This window comes from Cryobacterium serini (genome assembly GCF_004404025.1).
Classification (GTDB): domain Bacteria; phylum Actinomycetota; class Actinomycetes; order Actinomycetales; family Microbacteriaceae; genus Cryobacterium; species Cryobacterium serini.
In genome coordinates this window covers 1-16,364 of the sequence record NZ_SOHN01000009.1, presented here as the reverse complement: position 1 = coordinate 16,364, position 16,364 = coordinate 1, and the positions used below count along the sequence as shown (strand labels likewise).

Below are 16,364 nucleotides of genomic sequence, written 5' to 3'. Positions count from 1 at the left end.
CTGCCCGATGCATCCGCTTTGCGTCGACATTGTCAGCCTTTGTTGAGCCAGGTGCGTTCGGAATCATTCAGGCGGCGCGCGATCGCATCGCGCAGGGCCGGGTTGGTGCGGATGCCCGGATCCCCCGTGACCAGATGGTAGGCCGCTTGTCGAGCTTCGGCGATCATGTCGCCGTCGACCGCCACCCGCAGAAAGCGCAGTTTCGAACCATCACCGGATTGCACGTCACCGAGCACGTTGCCCTCCCGGCGCAGGGCGAGGTCGAGTTCAGCGAGCACGAAGCCATCGAGCGTCGCGGCGACATCACCGATGCGCTGACGGGCCGGGGACCCGTCGCGGGAATTAGTAACCAGCAGGCACAGCCCTGGCACTCCACCACGCCCGACCCGACCGCGCAACTGGTGCAGCTGCGAGACACCGAATCGGTCTGCGTCGAGTACGACCATGGCTGAGGCGTTAGGAACGTCGACACCGACCTCGATGACGGTGGTGGCGACGAGAACATCGATCTCACCGGTGGCAAAGGAGCGCATGATGCGGTCTTTCTCGTCGCTCGTCATGCGCCCGTGCAGTGCCTCGAGACGATACGGCCCCAGGGACGCGACTCCGCGCATTCCCTCAAGCACTTCTTCCACGTTGAACAGCGGACGCGGATCATCTCCCGGCGGCAGCGCAATGTCGGCCTCGTCTTCGATTTCTGCCGGAGAAATCGCCGGACACACGACAAAGCCTTGACGCCCCAAGGCGAGTTCCTGTGCCAAACTCGCCCACACTCGCCCGAACAGGGCCCCGTTCTCACCCATGGGAACAACGACACTGCGAATTCCCTGGCGCCCGGCCGGCAGTATGCGAATGGTGCTCACATCAAGGTCGCCGAACACGGTCATGGCGATGGTGCGAGGAATCGGCGTTGCCGTCATGACGAGAACGTGCGGAGGCTCGGCCCCCTTGAGCCGCAGTGTTTCGCGCTGGTCGACGCCGAACCGGTGCTGCTCATCGATCACGATCAGACCGAGGTCGAAAAAGGTCACGGTATCGCTGAGCAGGGCGTGCGTGCCGATCACAATACGCGACTGGCCAGAGACCGTGCGAAGCAGGGCCTTGCGTTTCTGCGCCATTGGCAGTTTTCCGGTCAACAAGGTCGGCATCAGTTCGGCCGCGAGATCCGGGCCGAGCAGGGTCGTGATCGACCGCAGGTGTTGCCCGGCGAGCACCTCGGTCGGTGCCAGCAACGCGGTCTGGCCGCCGGCGTCGGCCACGGCGAGCATGGCCCGCAGTGCCACCACGGTCTTGCCCGAGCCAACCTCGCCCTGCAACAGCCGATTCATCGGGCCGGACCGGGCCATGTCGGCGGCGATTTCGACCGCGCAAATTTCTTGATCGACCGTCAGTACGAAGGGCAGCGCTGCGTCGAAGCGTTCGAGGTAGCCGCCGGGCGTTGGCACTCGGGGCTGGGTACGGCGTTCCCGCGCGAGACTGTGCCGCTGCAAAAGCGCGCACTGCAGCACCCAGGCCTCGGTGAACCGCAGTGTGTCTTGGGCGGCCATCCACTGTTCTGGATCGTCGGGGCTGTGAATCCAGCGGATGGCCTGGGTGTGGTCGAGCAGACTGTGTTCGACCCGCAGATCCTCGGGAACAGGGTCGGGCAGGGTGCCGAGGCGCCGGAGTACCTGGTCGATCATGGTCTGCAGGTTCCAGCTGGTTTCGGCGGCCGTAGCGGCATAAATTGGGATGAGCGGCTTGTGCTTCAACCGCAGGGCCGGGTCGTCGCGCGCTTCTTCTTCTTCGCTTTCAAAAGTCTTGTAAGACGGGTTCGCCAGTTGACTCTGACCCTGGTACATGCGCACCTTGCCGGAGAAACTGCCGCGCAGGCCGGGTCGCAGCTGGTCAAGACGCCACTGCTGGCTGTTCTTGCCGAAAAACGTGAGGGTGAACTGACCTCCCCCGTCGGAGATGACGACCTCCACGATCGTTCCATGCCGGGATGACATGCGCTTTTCGTGCGCAGAGATGATGTCGGCGATGACCGTGATGTTGGCGCCGGGAGTGAGTTGGTTCAGGGGCCGGAGTACTTCGCGGTCGGCGTAGTCGCGCGGGTAATGGCTGAGCAGATCGTTGACGGTCTGAAACCCAAAGGCTTTCCCGAGCGCCGTCGCCTGGGGAGCGCTCAGTGCCTTTTTCAAAGGGGTGTCGAGCGTCAGCGGCTCGAGTTGGGGTGTCGGAAGGGCAACGCCATCGAATCCGGGGCTACTGGCAGCGCTCGAACCGGTCATGTTTCCATCGTAAACCGGGCCACTGACATGGTGTTGTGACCGAGCCACCACAACCAACGCCGCCGTCGCCGCCGCTTTTTCTGCGCGGAGCGTTCTTCGCGGGGCGGCTAGGCTCGAAAGGGTTATGACGCGAATTATTACCGGGTTTGCCGGCTCCCTCTCCCTGGCTGTTCCAAAGTCGGGTACGCGGCCAACCAGTGATCGGGTGCGCGAGGCCATCTTTTCAGCGCTCGACTCACGGGATGCCCTGCACGGCATGCGGGCGTTGGATCTATATGCGGGATCGGGAGCTTTGGGGCTTGAGGCCGCCAGTCGCGGTGCACGGGTAGTGACGCTCGTCGAGAACAGTTTCGGTGCGGCGGCCATGTGTCGCCGGAACGCCGAGGCCGTGCAACGGTCAGCGCCGAAGGGCACTGACCTGAAGATTGCGGTCTCCTCGCAGGCGGTTCAGTCGTTCTTGGCCGCTACCAAAGAGGGCTTCGACGTGGTGTTCATCGACCCACCGTACGACCTCAGCGAGATTGAACTCGGGCACAATTTGAGTGCACTGGCTCCCCTGCTGGCCATTGATGCGCTCGTGGTGCTTGAGCGCAGCTCCCGCTCGCCCGAGCCGGAGTGGGGCCAGGGGCTCGAACTCGAACGTCGCAAGGACTACGGCGACACGACCGTTTGGTATGCCGCCCCCACCGAGCAGCCGGCACCGTAGCACTGTCGGCGGCACACTGCTCGTGCCGCATCCGGCTCATCTAGCCGGCTGCACCGTCCCAGCCGCGGTACGGATCCCAGCCACCCTGGTCGTGTGGGGCACCGTCGACGGTGATGGAACCCCAACTCGAAGCGGATACCGCGACGACCGTGCCGAGGCGGCGAAAGTCGGGCGGCAAAACAGTGTCGGGCGCGAAGGTGGCGAGAAGCCCGTGGTCTTCCCCTCCACCGAGGGCGACCTCGATCCGCTCCCCCAGACAGCGAGAGTCGAAGTCGATACCCACACCGCTGGCCCGCGCAATGCGTCCGGCATCGATGGCCAGTCCGTCGGAGACGTCAAGCATGGCCGTGGCTCCGCCGAGCGCTGCAATCGGGCCGCTTGCAATTGGCGGCACGGGGGTGAGCTGGGCGGCCACTTCGGTGGGATGCGTGAGTTTGAGTGCGTTGGCCCTGGCACGGTCGGGTACTCCGTGGCGATCGACGCCCAGACGAAACAGCAGTTCGAGGCCGATTCCAGCGTCGCCAAGCCGGCCGGAAAGCGCCACTATGTCCCCCGGGCGCGCCCCCGATCGCAGCACGGGAGCGCGCCCCTCGAGGTCGCCGAAGGCCGTCACAGCCAGGGTGAGGACGTCTGAAGCCGACAGATCCCCGCCGACCACCCCGCAGCCGGGGGCGAGCGCCTCACAGCAGTCGCGCAGCCCGTCGACGAGGCCCTCGAGCACCGAAATGGGCGTCGACGGCGGTGCAGCGATCGCCACGACCAAAGCTGTCGGGCGAGCGCCCATCGCGGCCACGTCGGACAGATTGGTGGCGGCGGCCTTCCAGCCGAGATCGTGCGGCGACGACCACGCGAGGCGAAAATCGGGTCCCTGAATCATCATGTCGGTCGTCACGACGAACCGGCCGTCCGGCGCCGAGATGACCGCCGCATCGTCGCCCGGGCCGAGAAGTTGGGCCGCAGCTGTCGGTAGACGAGGAAAGATCCGTGCCAGCACCGCCCCCTCGCTGAGGTCGGCTAGAGTTTCGGTGGTGCCGGAGTGCGGAAGTGAAAGCGGGGCATCCGCAGCAGTGGTCATGTTAGAAACGGTAGCCTGAATACGATGTCTCACCCATTCCTGCTCCTTTCCACTGTTCCGCTTCGTTCCGTCGCCGTCGCCTCTGTGCTGGCGACCTCGCTGTTGCTGGCCGGCTGCGCCACGGCCGTACCTCTGACCCCGGCCGCCGACGCCACCAACGTGGCCTGCGCCGACGTGATAGTGCATCTGCCGTCCACCGTCGCCGATCAGGCGTCCCGGGAAACGAACGCTCAGGCGACAGGCGCCTGGGGTGACCCGGCCGCCGTGTTGCTGCACTGTGGTGTTCCGGTTCCGGCTCCCACGACGCTGCCATGCCTGAATATTAACGGCATTGACTGGATCGAAGACGACGCCGACGCCCCGACCTACCGCTACACGACCTATGGGCGCGACCCGGCCATCGAAATCGTGATCGACTCCGAAGCGGTGAGCGGCTCGACGGCGCTCATCGACGTCGCCAACGCGGTCGCGTATGTGCCGGCCACCGGTTTCTGCGTCGGTGCCGAGGACGTGCAGCTGCCCACTGACGGGGCCACGACCGCCCCGTAGAACCTCGACCCCCGCGCGCTCCGTGGCGACCGGTGCGACCACGCGGGAGTTGCGCCGCTACGCGGGAGGCGAAACTCCCACGGACTGGCGCAGGCCCAGCGTCGCGCGTGGCGCTGGAGTTCTGGCCAGACGCCAACTTCCGTGCACTGGCGCATGTCCGGCGCAGCTCGAGCGAAAACTCGCAGGCGGCGTCCTTGAAGGGTCAGGAGCCGTGGCAGGCATGGGCGATGGCCACAGAGATAAGTTCGTCGATCAGCTCCGGGTAGGTATAGCCGCTGGCCAGCCAGCAGGTCGGAAACATCGAGATGCTCGTGAACCCTGGCATGGTGTTGATTTCGTTGATAACCCAGCCGGTTGCCGTCAGGAAGAAGTCGACCCGGGCCAGGCCAGCCCCGCCGATCGCCTCGAAAGCGGCTATGGCCAAACTTTGCACCTCAGCCAATTCTGCCGCTGATAGCGGTGCGGGGCAGACCAGCTCCACTCCCGGAGCATCCAGGTACTTTGCGGCGAAGTCGTAGAAGTCGCGGCCGGTCACGACGACCTCGCCGGCTAGGGAGGCGCGGGTCGGTTCCCCCGGGCGTCCCTGCAGCACCGCAATCTCGAGTTCCCGTCCGACGAGGCCGGATTCAATGAGTACCTTGTTGTCTTCGGCGAGACCGACAGCCATGGCCTCGGCCAGCTGGTCCGGTGTAGCCACCCGGCTGACGCCGACGCTCGACCCGGCACGCGCCGGCTTCACGAAGGCAGGCAGGCCGAGCTGCTCGAGGGCGGCGTAACCCACGCCAGGGTCCCGCGCCCAGTCATCCGCTGTCAGGGTACGCCACGGCGCCACTGGCAGGGCAGCCTGCTGAAAGACGGTCTTGGCAAAGTGCTTGTCCATCCCCAGAGCGGATGCGAGAACTCCCGATCCGATATACGGCAGATTGAGCAGGTCGAGCATGCCCTGAATGGTTCCGTCCTCGCCAAACGGTCCGTGCAGAATCGGGAAGATGAGATCGACGGAACCGAGCGAACGCTCGCCAAACGCGTCGACAACGGTCAGTTCCCGGCTCGATGCGCTCTGCGGCCAGCGCACCCGGGTGCCATTGTCGGCGACAACGGGCAACGCCTGCGCGTTGAGGGCAAACTTGGCCGGGTCGTTGTCTTCGAGGACGTACGCGCCGTCGCGGGTGATTCCAACCGGGATGACGGTATAACGCTCAGGGTCGAGGGCTGCCAGCACTCCGCCCGCCGTGGCGCAGCTGATCGAGTGTTCGCTGGAACGCCCTCCAAAGAGAAGCACCACCGTGAGCTTGTCCATCGTCAAGTGTCCTTTCGCCCTGCGGTTCGCCGGAGTCAGTTGTGAGGTGCGGCGCAATGTCGCGGGGGTTGAGTGTGCCCTCGAGCACCTGGCGGACCTGTTCCACGATCGGCATCTCGACGCCCTTGGCGCGGGCTAGTTCGAGAACGGGTTTGACAGAGGCGAGGCCTTCGGTGGTCTGCTGCATCTGCTTGACGACGTCGTTGATGCTGTAACCCTGGCCGAGCAACCGCCCGGCCGTGTTGTTCCGCGACAGCGGCGACTGGCAGGTGGCGATGAGGTCGCCGAGGCCGGCCAGGCCGGCCAGAGTCTCGGGCTGAGCGCCGTAAGCGACGGCAAAGTCGGTCATTTCGACGAGGCCCCGGGTGATGATCGAGGCCTTGGTGTTCTCGCCGTAACCGACGCCGTCAACGATGCCGATGGCGACCGCGATGAGGTTTTTCAGCACGCCACCGAACTCGGTCCCGATGACATCCGTGTTCACGTAGGACCGAAAGTAGCGGTTGGTGGCCAGTTTGGCCACGGCCTGCGCGGTTTCGAGGCTCGAGGACGAGACGACGGCTCCGGTGGGCTGCTCCTTGGCTATTTCGAGCGCAAGGTTGGGCCCGCTGATCGCCGCGATGCGAGCGGGGTCGATGCGCAGCACCTCCTCGATCACCGTGCTCATGCGCATGCCCGTCGACCGTTCGACGCCCTTCATGAGCGAGACGATGATCGCATTCTCGGCCAGGTACGGCTCGACCTGATTCAGGTTTTCGCGCAGGGACTGGCTCGGAACCGAGACGAAGATCATTTCGGCGCCGGCCAGGGCCAGGTCAAGGCGGCTCGTGGCGCGCAGGCCAACGGGTAGATTCACGCCGGGCAGGTAGTCGCTGTTGCGGCGCGCTTCGGAAATTTCCCGCGCCAATTCGGGGCGGCGAGCCCACAGGACGACGTCCGCTCCGCCATCCGTCAGAATTTTAGCGAAGGTCGTTCCCCAGCTGCCCGCGCCAAGAACGGCCACCCGAGTGCCTGGTTGAACCTTCGGCAGCTGGGGGGTTCTAGGCTTCAAAACGACCGGTCTCTCTCTGATTGTGCTCCGACGGATTCCACCGTTTGGCCGGGGCTTTCTCGCCGCGCAGGTCTTCAAGCAGCGCGGTGATGGCCAGCATCACGACGGCGGTCGCCTCGTTGAGCGTTGCCGTGTCGAGGCTACGCCCGCGAAACTGGGAGAGATCGATCGGGTCGCCGATCTTCACCGTGATGGTTTTGCGCGGAAACAGGCTGATCTTCTTGGAATACCGTTCCATCAGGTGCTGGCTGCCCCAGTGGGCGGCCGGCACGATGGGAATTCCCTGCTCGAGCGCAATGCGAACGGCTCCGGTCTTGCCGCGCATCGGCCACAGGTCAGGATCACGGGTGAGGGAACCTTCCGGATACACCACGACCATCTGACCCTTTTCGGCCAAACGCTGGGCGGCTTTGACCGGCTCGCTCCCGCGCACCGATCCGCCGCGCTGCACCGGAATCTGGCCCGATTTGCGCAGCACAGCGCCGATGACGGGAATCTCGAAAACGGATGCTTTCGCCAGAAATCGTGGCAACCGCCCCAGCTTCCAGGCAACGACTCCCATGACCACGGGGTCAATCTCGCTGTAGTGGTTGGGTGAGAACACGAACGCGCCGCTGCGCGGAAACTTGTGCGCGTCGATGATGTCGTACCGTGCGGCCAGATTCATGATCGGCAGGATCAGGCCGGCGAGAATCCAAAACGCGCTTGGCCTGCTCTTCTCCGACCGAATACGAATCGGCGGCACGGATGACTGGGCAGTTACGGGCACGTCGTTATTTTCAGGCACGCGCCTATTATCCTTCGAGATCGAAGTCCGCCCCCAAAAGCCGCAGTTTACCGATGAAGTTCTCGTACCCGCGGCTGATGATTCCCACGTTACTGACCGTCGAGGTGCCCTCGGCCGAAAGTGCCGCGATCAAGTGGCTGAAGCCACCGCGCAGGTCCGGCACGATGATGTCGGCGCCGCGCAGCTTCGTCGGACCGGTAATGACGGCCGAGTGATTGAAATTGCGCTGGCCAAACCGGCACGTGTGCCCACCGAGGCATTCCCTATGAATTTGAATGGTCGCGCCCATCTCAACGAGCGCGTCGACGAAGCCGAACCGCTGCTCGTACACCGTTTCGTGCACGATCGACGTTCCGTGTGCCTTGGTCAATGCGATGACAAGCGGTTGCTGCCAGTCCGTCATGAACCCGGGGTGAACGCCCGTTTCGATAATGACGGGCTTGAGGTCACCGCCGGGGTGGTAGAAGCGGATGCCATCGTCGCAAATGTCAAAGGCGCCACCGACCTTGCGGAAGACATTGAGGAACGTGATCATCTCAGCCTGCCGGGCGCCACCGACGAAGATGTCACCGTCGGTAGCGAGGGCGGCGGCGGCCCAGCTCGCGGCCTCGTTGCGGTCGAACAGGGCACGATGGTTGTATCCGACCAGGCGCTCGACGCCCTCGATGCGGATCACCCGGTCAGTATCGACCGTGATGATGGCACCCATCTTTTGCAGAATATTAATGAGATCCATGATCTCTGGCTCGATCGCCGCGCCCTTGAGCTCGGTGAGACCCTCGGCCCTCACCGCGGTGAGCAGCACCTGCTCGGTGGCGCCCACGCTCGGGTACGGCAGCTCAAGTTTGGCGCCCTTCAGACCGTTCGGTGCCGACATACGGATGCCGTTGGGCTGCTTTTCGACGACGGCGCCAAACTTGCGCAGCACCTCAAGGTGAAAGTCGATCGGCCGGTCGCCGATGCGGCAGCCGCCGAGGTCGGGAATGAAGGCTTCGCCAAGCCGGTGCAACAGCGGACCACAGAACAAAATGGGGATGCGCGAGGAACCCGCGTGGGCGTCGATCGCGGCGAAGTGCGCGCTTTCCACGTCGACCGGGTCAAGCACGAGGGTTCCAGGCTCGTCACCCTCGGTTACCTTGACGCCGTGCACCTCGAGCAGACCGCGAACGATCCGAACATCGCTGATGTTCGGAACGTCCTTGAGGACGCTCGGGGTTTCACCGAGCAGAGCTGCGACCATGGCCTTGGTGACGAGGTTCTTCGCCCCCTTCACCTCGATGCGACCCACCAGCGGAATACCGCCGCGGATGGTGATTTTGTCAGCGGTGAGACCGACGGATGCCCCGTGGTTCTGAGCACTGCCCCGCTCGTTCGCGTCGTCGTGCTGACTGGCACCGTTCAAATTCTTCGCTTCTTGATCACGCCGGGCTTCGCTGAGAGTGCTCACAAAATACCTGTCCTGGTGCAAATTGATGCAATACAAATTACTGCAAATTGACGCGGGCCGAATCTGCGGAGAGCGCCGGAAGGGTGCGGGGCAACCACGACTCGCGCGTCCCTTCGAATTCCTTTATCCGCGCTTCGTCACGCAGAGTCAACCCGATGTCATCGAGACCTTCGAGCAGCCGCCATCTAGTGTAATCATCGATTTCGAATTTCACTGTCAGATCCCCGACACGCGCTGTTTTACTCACCAGATCCACGGTCAACTCCACCCCGGGGGCGCACTCGATAAGGTTCCACAGGGTTTCGGCATCCGCTTCGCTGATTTGGCCGGCGAGCAAGCCCTGTTTGCCGGAGTTTCCGCGAAAGATATCGCCGAACCGGGGGCTGAGCACCACGTCGAAGCCGTAATCGCGCAGCGCCCAGACGGCGTGTTCGCGCGATGATCCAATTCCGAAGTCGGCCCCGGCGATGAGCACGCGACCGCCCTGATACTCCTTCTTATTGATGACGAAGTCGGGGTCGAGGCGCCAGGCCGCGAACAACGCGTCCTCAAAGCCGGTGCGCGTAACGCGCTTGAGATGGACGGCGGGAATGATCTGGTCGGTATCGACATTGGAACGGCGCAGCGGTACCGCGATGCCGGTGACGGTGGTGAATTTCTGCATGGTTACTGGTCTCCAGCCTGGTCGAGATCCCACGGACTACTGAGCGTGCCGCGAATGGCCGTGGCGGCAGCGACGAGCGGCGACACCAGGTGGGTGCGCCCGCCCTTTCCCTGACGTCCTTCAAAGTTGCGGTTACTGGTCGACGCGCAGCGTTCGCCCGGTTCCAGCTGGTCGGGGTTCATGCCGAGGCACATCGAACAGCCGGCGAAGCGCCATTCGGCTCCGAAGTCGAGGAAGATCTGGTCGAGCCCCTCGGCTTCGGCCTCGATGCGCACCCGGGCAGAGCCGGGAACAACCATCATGCGCAAGCCCTCGGCTTTGGTTTTGCCCTTGATGATTTCGGCGGCGGCGCGGAGATCTTCGACCCGGCTGTTGGTGCAGGAGCCGAGAAAAACGGTATCGACCCGAATGTCCTTCATCGGGGTGCCGGCCGCGAGGTCCATATATTCCAGGGCCCGCTCGGCCGCCGAGCGCTCGTTGACGTCGACGATCTCGGCGGGGTTCGGAACAGATCCGCTCAGGGATACGCCCTGTCCGGGGTTGGTACCCCACGTCACAAACGGTTCGAGCTCGTTGGCGTCGATGATGACCTCGGCGTCGTAGGTCGCGCCTTCGTCGGTGGCCAGCGTCTCCCAGTACGAGACGGCAGCGTCCCATTCAACGCCGCGGGGCGCATGGGCACGCCCTTCAAGGTAGTCGTAGGTGACCTGGTCGGGGGCGACCATGCCGGCACGGGCGCCGGCTTCGATCGACATGTTGCAGATGGTCATGCGCCCCTCCATGGAAAGTGCCCTGATGGCCTCACCACGGTATTCGAGCACGTAACCGGCGCCCCCACCGGTTCCGATTTTGGCAATCACGGCGAGAATGATGTCTTTCGCGGTTACCCCGGCGCGCAACGTACCGTTGACCGTAATGGCCATGGTTTTGAACGGGTTTAGCGGCAGAGTCTGCGTGGCCATGACGTGCTCGACCTCGCTCGTGCCGATACCGAGCGCCATTGCGCCGAACGCACCGTGGGTGGACGTGTGCGAGTCTCCACACACCACGGTAATTCCGGGCTGGGTCAGGCCAAGCTGCGGGCCGACGACGTGCACGATGCCCTGTTCGATGTCACCGAGCGAGTGCAGGCGCACCCCGTATTCGGCGCAGTTACGGCGCAGGGTCTCGATCTGGGTACGACTGGTGAGGTCGGCGATGGGCTTGTCGATGGCGAGCGTTGGAGTGTTGTGGTCCTCGGTCGCGATGGTCAGATCGGGCCGACGCAGCATGCGATTAGCCAGTCTCAGGCCGTCGAAGGCTTGCGGGCTGGTGACCTCGTGCAGCAGGTGCAGGTCGATGTAGATCAGGTCAGGCGTGCCGTCCTCACCCTTGGTGACGAGGTGCTTGTCCCAGACCTTTTCGGCCAGGGTACGAAGACCAGTGCCGGAGTCTCTTTGCGAAGTGGATATTACGTTGGTCATTTTGAGCGTCTTCCTCACGAATCGATGGCAGCCACACCGAACTCCGCGACGAGGGAGGCCTCAGTACAGGGACTCGTCGCGGCACAGAAGAAGTCGGCTCAGCACCACGGATTCAGGGTAACACCTCGCCCAGCCACTCGGCTCGCAAACGCGGGCTGGAACGGTCAGTCGAACGCAGACTCCACGTAAACGACGCTCACATTGTCGCGTCCGCCCTGCTCGAGGGCTTCGTCGACGAGAATGTCGGCGACACTGCGCCCTGCGACATCCAGACGGATGTCCATAGCCAGGACTCGCGCGATCGCCGCGTCGTCGAGTTCTTTGGTCAGTCCGTCGGAGCAGATCAAAAAGGACTGGTGCGCCAGGGCTGGCAGCAGCCAGACGTCGGCATCGACAAACTCATCGGCGCCGATCGCCCGGGTGATGACGTTGCGCTCGGGGTGTTTCTCGGCGTCGTCGACCGAAATCAGGCCAGCGTCGACCATCTCCTGCACTGCGGAATGGTCAACGGACAACTGGGCCAAAACACCGTCGATCCAGGTGTATACGCGTGAATCGCCGACGTTGAAGACCATCCAGTGATAGCCGCCGGAATCGCCGGCATCGACGAAGGCGATGCCGGCGAGGGTGGTGCCCGACACCGCGGTGCCGTAGTCATCGGCTGCGCTCAAATCGCGTACGGCGTCGTTTGAAGAGTGGATGGCGTCGAGGATACGCTCCGGCGTCGAAGGCAGGTCGCGCGCGATGTGCTCGTCAAACACCCGAAGTACCGTCTGGCTGGCGACCTCCCCCTGGGCGTGCCCGCCCATGCCATCGGCCACGAGGAACACTGGGGACTGCGCGAGAACGCTGTCTTCATTGACCTTGCGCACGCTGCCGACATCGCTGCGCGCGCTGAAAGAGAGGCGGGCGACAGCGGTGGAAAGTTCAATCCTGCTCTGCTGCTGCAGAGTCATGAGAGCCCCCCGTTCGCCGACGCCCGGCCTCGACCTGTCATTCGTTGGCGTTTACCGAAATCTCTTCGGCCAGCGTGTGGCCACGCTCTTTGGCATCGTGACCAGCCTTGATCAGGCTCGCCACGGTGGCAACGGCCATGCTGCCGATAATCACGCCGAGCGAGGTCCAGGTGCCGATCTCGGGCGCCCACAACATGGGATCACCACCGTTGATGAAGGGGACTTCGTTGGTGTGCATCGCGTGCAGCACGAGCTTGACGCCGATAAAGCCGAGAATAACCGCGATGCCGTACTTGAGGTATTCAAGACGTTCGAGCAGTCCGCCGAGGAGGAAGTACAGCTGGCGCAGGCCCATGAGGGCGAAGATATTGGCGGTGAACACGATGAACGGGCTCGTCGTGATGCCGAAGATCGCTGGAATGGAATCAAGGGCGAAGATGAGGTCGGTGGTGCCGATCGCGATGAACACGATGAGCATCGGCGTAAAGATCTTCTTGCCATCGACCATCGTGCGAACCTTAGAGCCGTCGAATTCTGACGAGATGCGAATGCGGCGGCGAAGCAGGCGGATGACGCCGTTCTCTTTTTCTTCTGTTTCTGCCTCAGAGGAGAACGCTTGCTTCACTGCCGTGTAGAACAGGAACGCGCCAAAGATGTAGAAGATCCAGGCATAGCTTTCGATCAGCTGGGCGCCGAGCAGAATGAAGATCCCGCGCAGCACGAGAGCGATGATAATACCCACCATCAGGACTTCCTGCTGGTATTTTCGCGGTACGGAGAACCGGGCCATGATGATGACAAAGACAAACAGGTTATCGATCGACAGGCTGTACTCGGTTAGCCAGCCGGCGAGAAATTGACCAGCATGTTCGGCGTCACCGAGAATCAGCATCAAGAGCGCGAAAATGAGCGCGAGACCAACGTAGAACGCCACCCAGAGCCCGGCCTCGCGCATACTCGGAACGTGCGGGCGCTTGTAGACGATGAGCAGGTCGGCGACCAGAATAAGGGTCAAAACGACCAATGATCCAGCTTCAAACCAAAGAGGCAGGGCGAGTTCCACAGGGGCCTTTCAAAAAATGAGGGGGGTCGGGCATAGCAGAACCCGAAAGTCTCTCCCGCACCGATAACGTCCAAACGGAACCAATCGATACCACCGCGACCGGGGCCCCGCCAGCGCGGCCCGTATTGACGATCGCGACATAGAACCCGATCGGGCCCAGAGGGATACTCCCCTTCGCTGGAAAAAGCCTATCAGTGTGGCGGCCCCACGCGCACCGGTCGGAAAAGCACGAGTGCGCAGTCTGCTCAGTGACTGATCTGACGGGGAATAGTCCGGGTCCGGTTCCGGAGCCGCAGGATCAGCATGAGGACACCTGCCAGAAACAGAAGGATTGCAGCGCCGCGGACCGGTGTCGCTGCCATTCCGGTGCGGGCGAGTTCGGTCGTTTCCGGGGAGACCTCTGCAATCCTGACACTGCCGGGGCCAGCGTTGGTGCTGGTGCTGGTGCTGCTGCTGGTGCTCGTGCTGGTGCTGGTGCTGGTGCTGGTGCTGGTGCTGATGACGGAGATCGTTTCCGAGGCCAGTTGCGCAGTCGAGGAAGTCACTCCGATCATCACGATGTGGTGCAGGCCGGCCACTGTCGCCGCGGGGACGATAACGCTGGTTACGATGGCGCCGTTTGCATTAGCTGTGACGGTTGACAGCAGCACGGGTGTGGAGTGAATCCAAACCTGAACGGACTCCCCTGGATCGAAATCGGCGCCGGTCACAGCGAGTGACTGCAGCGCCCCCTCCGTAACGGTTTGTTCGAGAGTGGTGTTGGTCGGCGGCGTGGTGGCCACCACGAAACTCTGGCTAACCGAGCGCGCGTTTCCATACGTGTCTTCGGCCGTGACGACGACGTCGACGTTTCCGTCGGCCAGCGGACCGGGCTCGACAGTCCAGACGCCCTTGAGCTGTACCGTTGCGCTCAAAACCTGCCCAGCCACCCTGACTGACAGGATCGCGCCGAACGGGGCATCCGTCGTGCCCGACAGTTTTGGCGTAGTGTCGCGCGTGCGACCCCTCGGTGCCACGGTCACGGCCACAGTGGGAGCGGTCGTGTCGATGGTGAAGAGCTGAGCCGAATCAGCGCTGATGTTCGTCGCGAGGTCCACGACGGTCACCGCGACGGTGTATTCACCGTCAGCGGAGATGTCGGCCGAGGCGACGGACCACGTTCCGCCAGCCGTCACAGTCGTCCTGAGAATCTGCCCGCCGATCGTCACGGTCACAGCAGAGCCGGCCGCAGCCGTCGAGGTACCGACGAAGGTCGGTGCTGGATCGTTAGATGCTGCTGCCGCGCCCCCGGTGACAGTGACGTCGGGGGCCGCGACCACGCTATAAACCTGGGTTGCAACACCCGTATTGCCGGCGGTATCCGTGATCGACGCCCTGACGGCATGATCGCCCTTGGCAAGCGTTGCGGCGGTCACCGACCACCTGCCGCCCTCGATGACGGTGGCCCCGAGCGTCTGGGTCCCCACCACAACGGATACCGCGGTGCCGACGAGTGCATCGGACGTGCCTGAAATGGTCGGTGCCGTATCGACGCTGGTGAGTGCGGACCCTCCGGAAATGGACACGATCGGTGCGACGGTGTCGACGGGGTACGCCTGCGTCGCGGTTTGGCTGTTACCCGCCGGGTCCGTGACCACAGCGGAGGCGACGTGATTACCGTCGCTGAGTGCGCCGGCCGTGACCGACCACGCGCCGTCGGTAACGGTGGCGGACAGGGTCTGGTTGGCCACGGTGACGGTGACAACGGTGCCGTCGGCCGCATCCGTTCTGCCCGAGATGGTCGGGGTGGCGTCGTTGATCAGCGTGGAACCCGCGTTTATGGCCAGCGAGGGTCTGGTGGTGTCCAGGGTGATGGTCTGGCTCCCCGTTCCGGCAACGCCGCCGGCGGTGATGGTGACGACGACCGGGTAGACACCATCGGAACCAAGGTCGGCCACGGGCACCGAGAATGCGCCGTCCGTGACGATCGATGCGACGGTACGGCCGTCGATCAGCACGGAAACGACGCTGCCATTAGCCGCGTTGGTCGTGCCGGAGATCGCCGGTGCCGCGTCGTTGGTCAGGCGCATGGCGCCCCCGGTGATCGTGACCCGAGGAGCCACGGCCACGCGGTACGACTGGGTGGCCATTCCGATATTGCCGGCCACGTCCGTAATCGAGACGGTGACGGTGTGCTCGCCCTCGCCCAGTGCCGCGGCCGTCACCGACCAGGTACCACCGTCAACAACAGTGGTCGCCAACATCTGACCAGCCACGGTCACAGCGACCGCCGTGCCAACGGGAGCATCCGTCGTACCCGAAATAGTCGGCGTGCCATCAGCCGTCGTCAACGATGAACCGCCGGCGATAGCCACCGTCGGCGCCGTCGTATCCAGCGTCAGACTCTGCCTCCCTGTTCCATCAACGCCGCCGACAGTAATGGTGACAACGACCGGGTAGACACCATCGGCACCAAGGTCGGCCGCGAGCACCGACCAAGCACCGGCCGTCACTGTCGATGACACCGTGGCGCCGTCGATCAGCATGGTAACGACGCTGCCATTGGCCGCGTCGGTCGTACCCGAAATAGTCGGAGTTCGATCGGTGGTTGTCAGCGTTGCCCCACGCGCAAAGACCACCGTCGGCGCCTTAGCGTCGTGAGTCAAGGTCTGCGTAGCGCGGCCCCTGTTACCCGCCAAATCCGTAACCGAGACGGTGACGGTGTGCTCGCCCTCGCCCAATGCCGCGGCCCTCACCGACCAGGTACCACCGTCAACAACAGTGGTCGCCAACATCTGACCAGCCACGGTCACAGCGACCGCCGTGCCAACGGGAGCATCCGTCGTACCCGAAATAGTCGGCGTGCCATCAGCCATCGTCAACGATGAACCGCCGGCGATAGCCACCGTCGGCGCCGTCGCATCCAGCGTCAGACTCTGCGTAGCGCGACCCCTGTTACCCGCCAAATCCGTAACCGAGACGGTGACGGTGTGCTCGCCCTCGCCCAATGCCGCGGCCGTCACCGACCAGGTACCACCGTCAACAACAGTG

The 16,364-nt window shown here is 63.7% G+C and carries 13 protein-coding genes; 2 read left to right on the top strand and 11 right to left on the bottom strand.

The features are described 5' to 3' along the window. Positions 1 to 32: 32 nt before the first annotated feature. Positions 33 to 2,273 (bottom strand): ATP-dependent DNA helicase RecG, encoded by a 2,241-nt coding sequence (locus tag E3T51_RS05605; RefSeq protein WP_134528669.1) that lies wholly within the window; start codon positions 2,271 to 2,273, stop codon positions 33 to 35. A 124-nt stretch (positions 2,274 to 2,397) separates the two neighbouring features. Here E3T51_RS05605 and rsmD point away from each other — a divergent pair, with 124 nt between their 5' ends. After that, entirely contained in the window at positions 2,398 to 2,979 is a 582-nt protein-coding gene (gene rsmD, locus E3T51_RS05600) for a 16S rRNA (guanine(966)-N(2))-methyltransferase RsmD (protein WP_134528666.1), read from the top strand. A 40-nt stretch (positions 2,980 to 3,019) separates the two neighbouring features. Here rsmD and thiL read toward each other — a convergent pair whose 3' ends face one another. Continuing rightward, positions 3,020 to 4,054 (bottom strand): thiamine-phosphate kinase, encoded by a 1,035-nt coding sequence (gene thiL / locus E3T51_RS05595; RefSeq protein ID WP_134528663.1) that lies wholly within the window; start codon positions 4,052 to 4,054, stop codon positions 3,020 to 3,022. A gap of 24 nt (positions 4,055 to 4,078) precedes the next feature. Between thiL and E3T51_RS05590 the strand changes: the two genes are divergently transcribed. After that, the gene (locus E3T51_RS05590) at positions 4,079 to 4,603 is read left to right on the top strand and encodes a DUF3515 family protein (protein WP_134528660.1); all 525 of its coding nucleotides are present in this window, start codon (positions 4,079 to 4,081) and stop codon (positions 4,601 to 4,603) included. Positions 4,604 to 4,805: 202 nt separating this feature from the next. On the opposite strand, the gene E3T51_RS05585 is transcribed toward E3T51_RS05590, so the two are convergent. From E3T51_RS05585 to E3T51_RS05545, 9 genes are all read right to left on the bottom strand, one after another. Continuing rightward, positions 4,806 to 5,903, bottom strand: coding sequence for a D-alanine--D-alanine ligase family protein (locus E3T51_RS05585; RefSeq protein ID WP_134528657.1), 1,098 nt, complete (start codon positions 5,901 to 5,903; stop codon positions 4,806 to 4,808). Next, the gene (locus E3T51_RS05580; protein WP_134528654.1) at positions 5,803 to 6,906 is read right to left on the bottom strand and encodes an NAD(P)H-dependent glycerol-3-phosphate dehydrogenase; all 1,104 of its coding nucleotides are present in this window, start codon (positions 6,904 to 6,906) and stop codon (positions 5,803 to 5,805) included. Before E3T51_RS05580 ends, E3T51_RS05585 begins: the two co-directional genes overlap by 101 nt. Before the next feature lie 37 nt (positions 6,907 to 6,943). Next, positions 6,944 to 7,741 (bottom strand): lysophospholipid acyltransferase family protein, encoded by a 798-nt coding sequence (locus E3T51_RS05575; protein ID WP_420898410.1) that lies wholly within the window; start codon positions 7,739 to 7,741, stop codon positions 6,944 to 6,946. A gap of 7 nt (positions 7,742 to 7,748) precedes the next feature. After that, positions 7,749 to 9,056, bottom strand: a complete 1,308-nt coding sequence (gene murA, locus E3T51_RS05570) for a UDP-N-acetylglucosamine 1-carboxyvinyltransferase (protein WP_233205797.1) — start codon at positions 9,054 to 9,056, stop codon at positions 7,749 to 7,751. Positions 9,057 to 9,225: 169 nt separating this feature from the next. After that, positions 9,226 to 9,852, bottom strand: a complete 627-nt coding sequence (gene leuD, locus E3T51_RS05565) for a 3-isopropylmalate dehydratase small subunit (RefSeq protein ID WP_134528651.1) — start codon at positions 9,850 to 9,852, stop codon at positions 9,226 to 9,228. 2 nt (positions 9,853 to 9,854) lie between these two features. Further along, positions 9,855 to 11,315, bottom strand: a complete 1,461-nt coding sequence (gene leuC, locus E3T51_RS05560) for a 3-isopropylmalate dehydratase large subunit (RefSeq protein WP_134528648.1) — start codon at positions 11,313 to 11,315, stop codon at positions 9,855 to 9,857. Between the two features lie 164 nt (positions 11,316 to 11,479). After that, positions 11,480 to 12,271 (bottom strand): PP2C family protein-serine/threonine phosphatase, encoded by a 792-nt coding sequence (locus tag E3T51_RS05555; RefSeq protein ID WP_134528645.1) that lies wholly within the window; start codon positions 12,269 to 12,271, stop codon positions 11,480 to 11,482. Positions 12,272 to 12,308: 37 nt separating this feature from the next. After that, positions 12,309 to 13,334, bottom strand: coding sequence for a TerC family protein (locus tag E3T51_RS05550; protein ID WP_134528643.1), 1,026 nt, complete (start codon positions 13,332 to 13,334; stop codon positions 12,309 to 12,311). A 245-nt stretch (positions 13,335 to 13,579) separates the two neighbouring features. Next, the coding region (locus tag E3T51_RS05545; RefSeq protein ID WP_134528640.1) for a beta strand repeat-containing protein at positions 13,580 to 16,364 on the bottom strand (2,785 nt) is incomplete at its 5' end.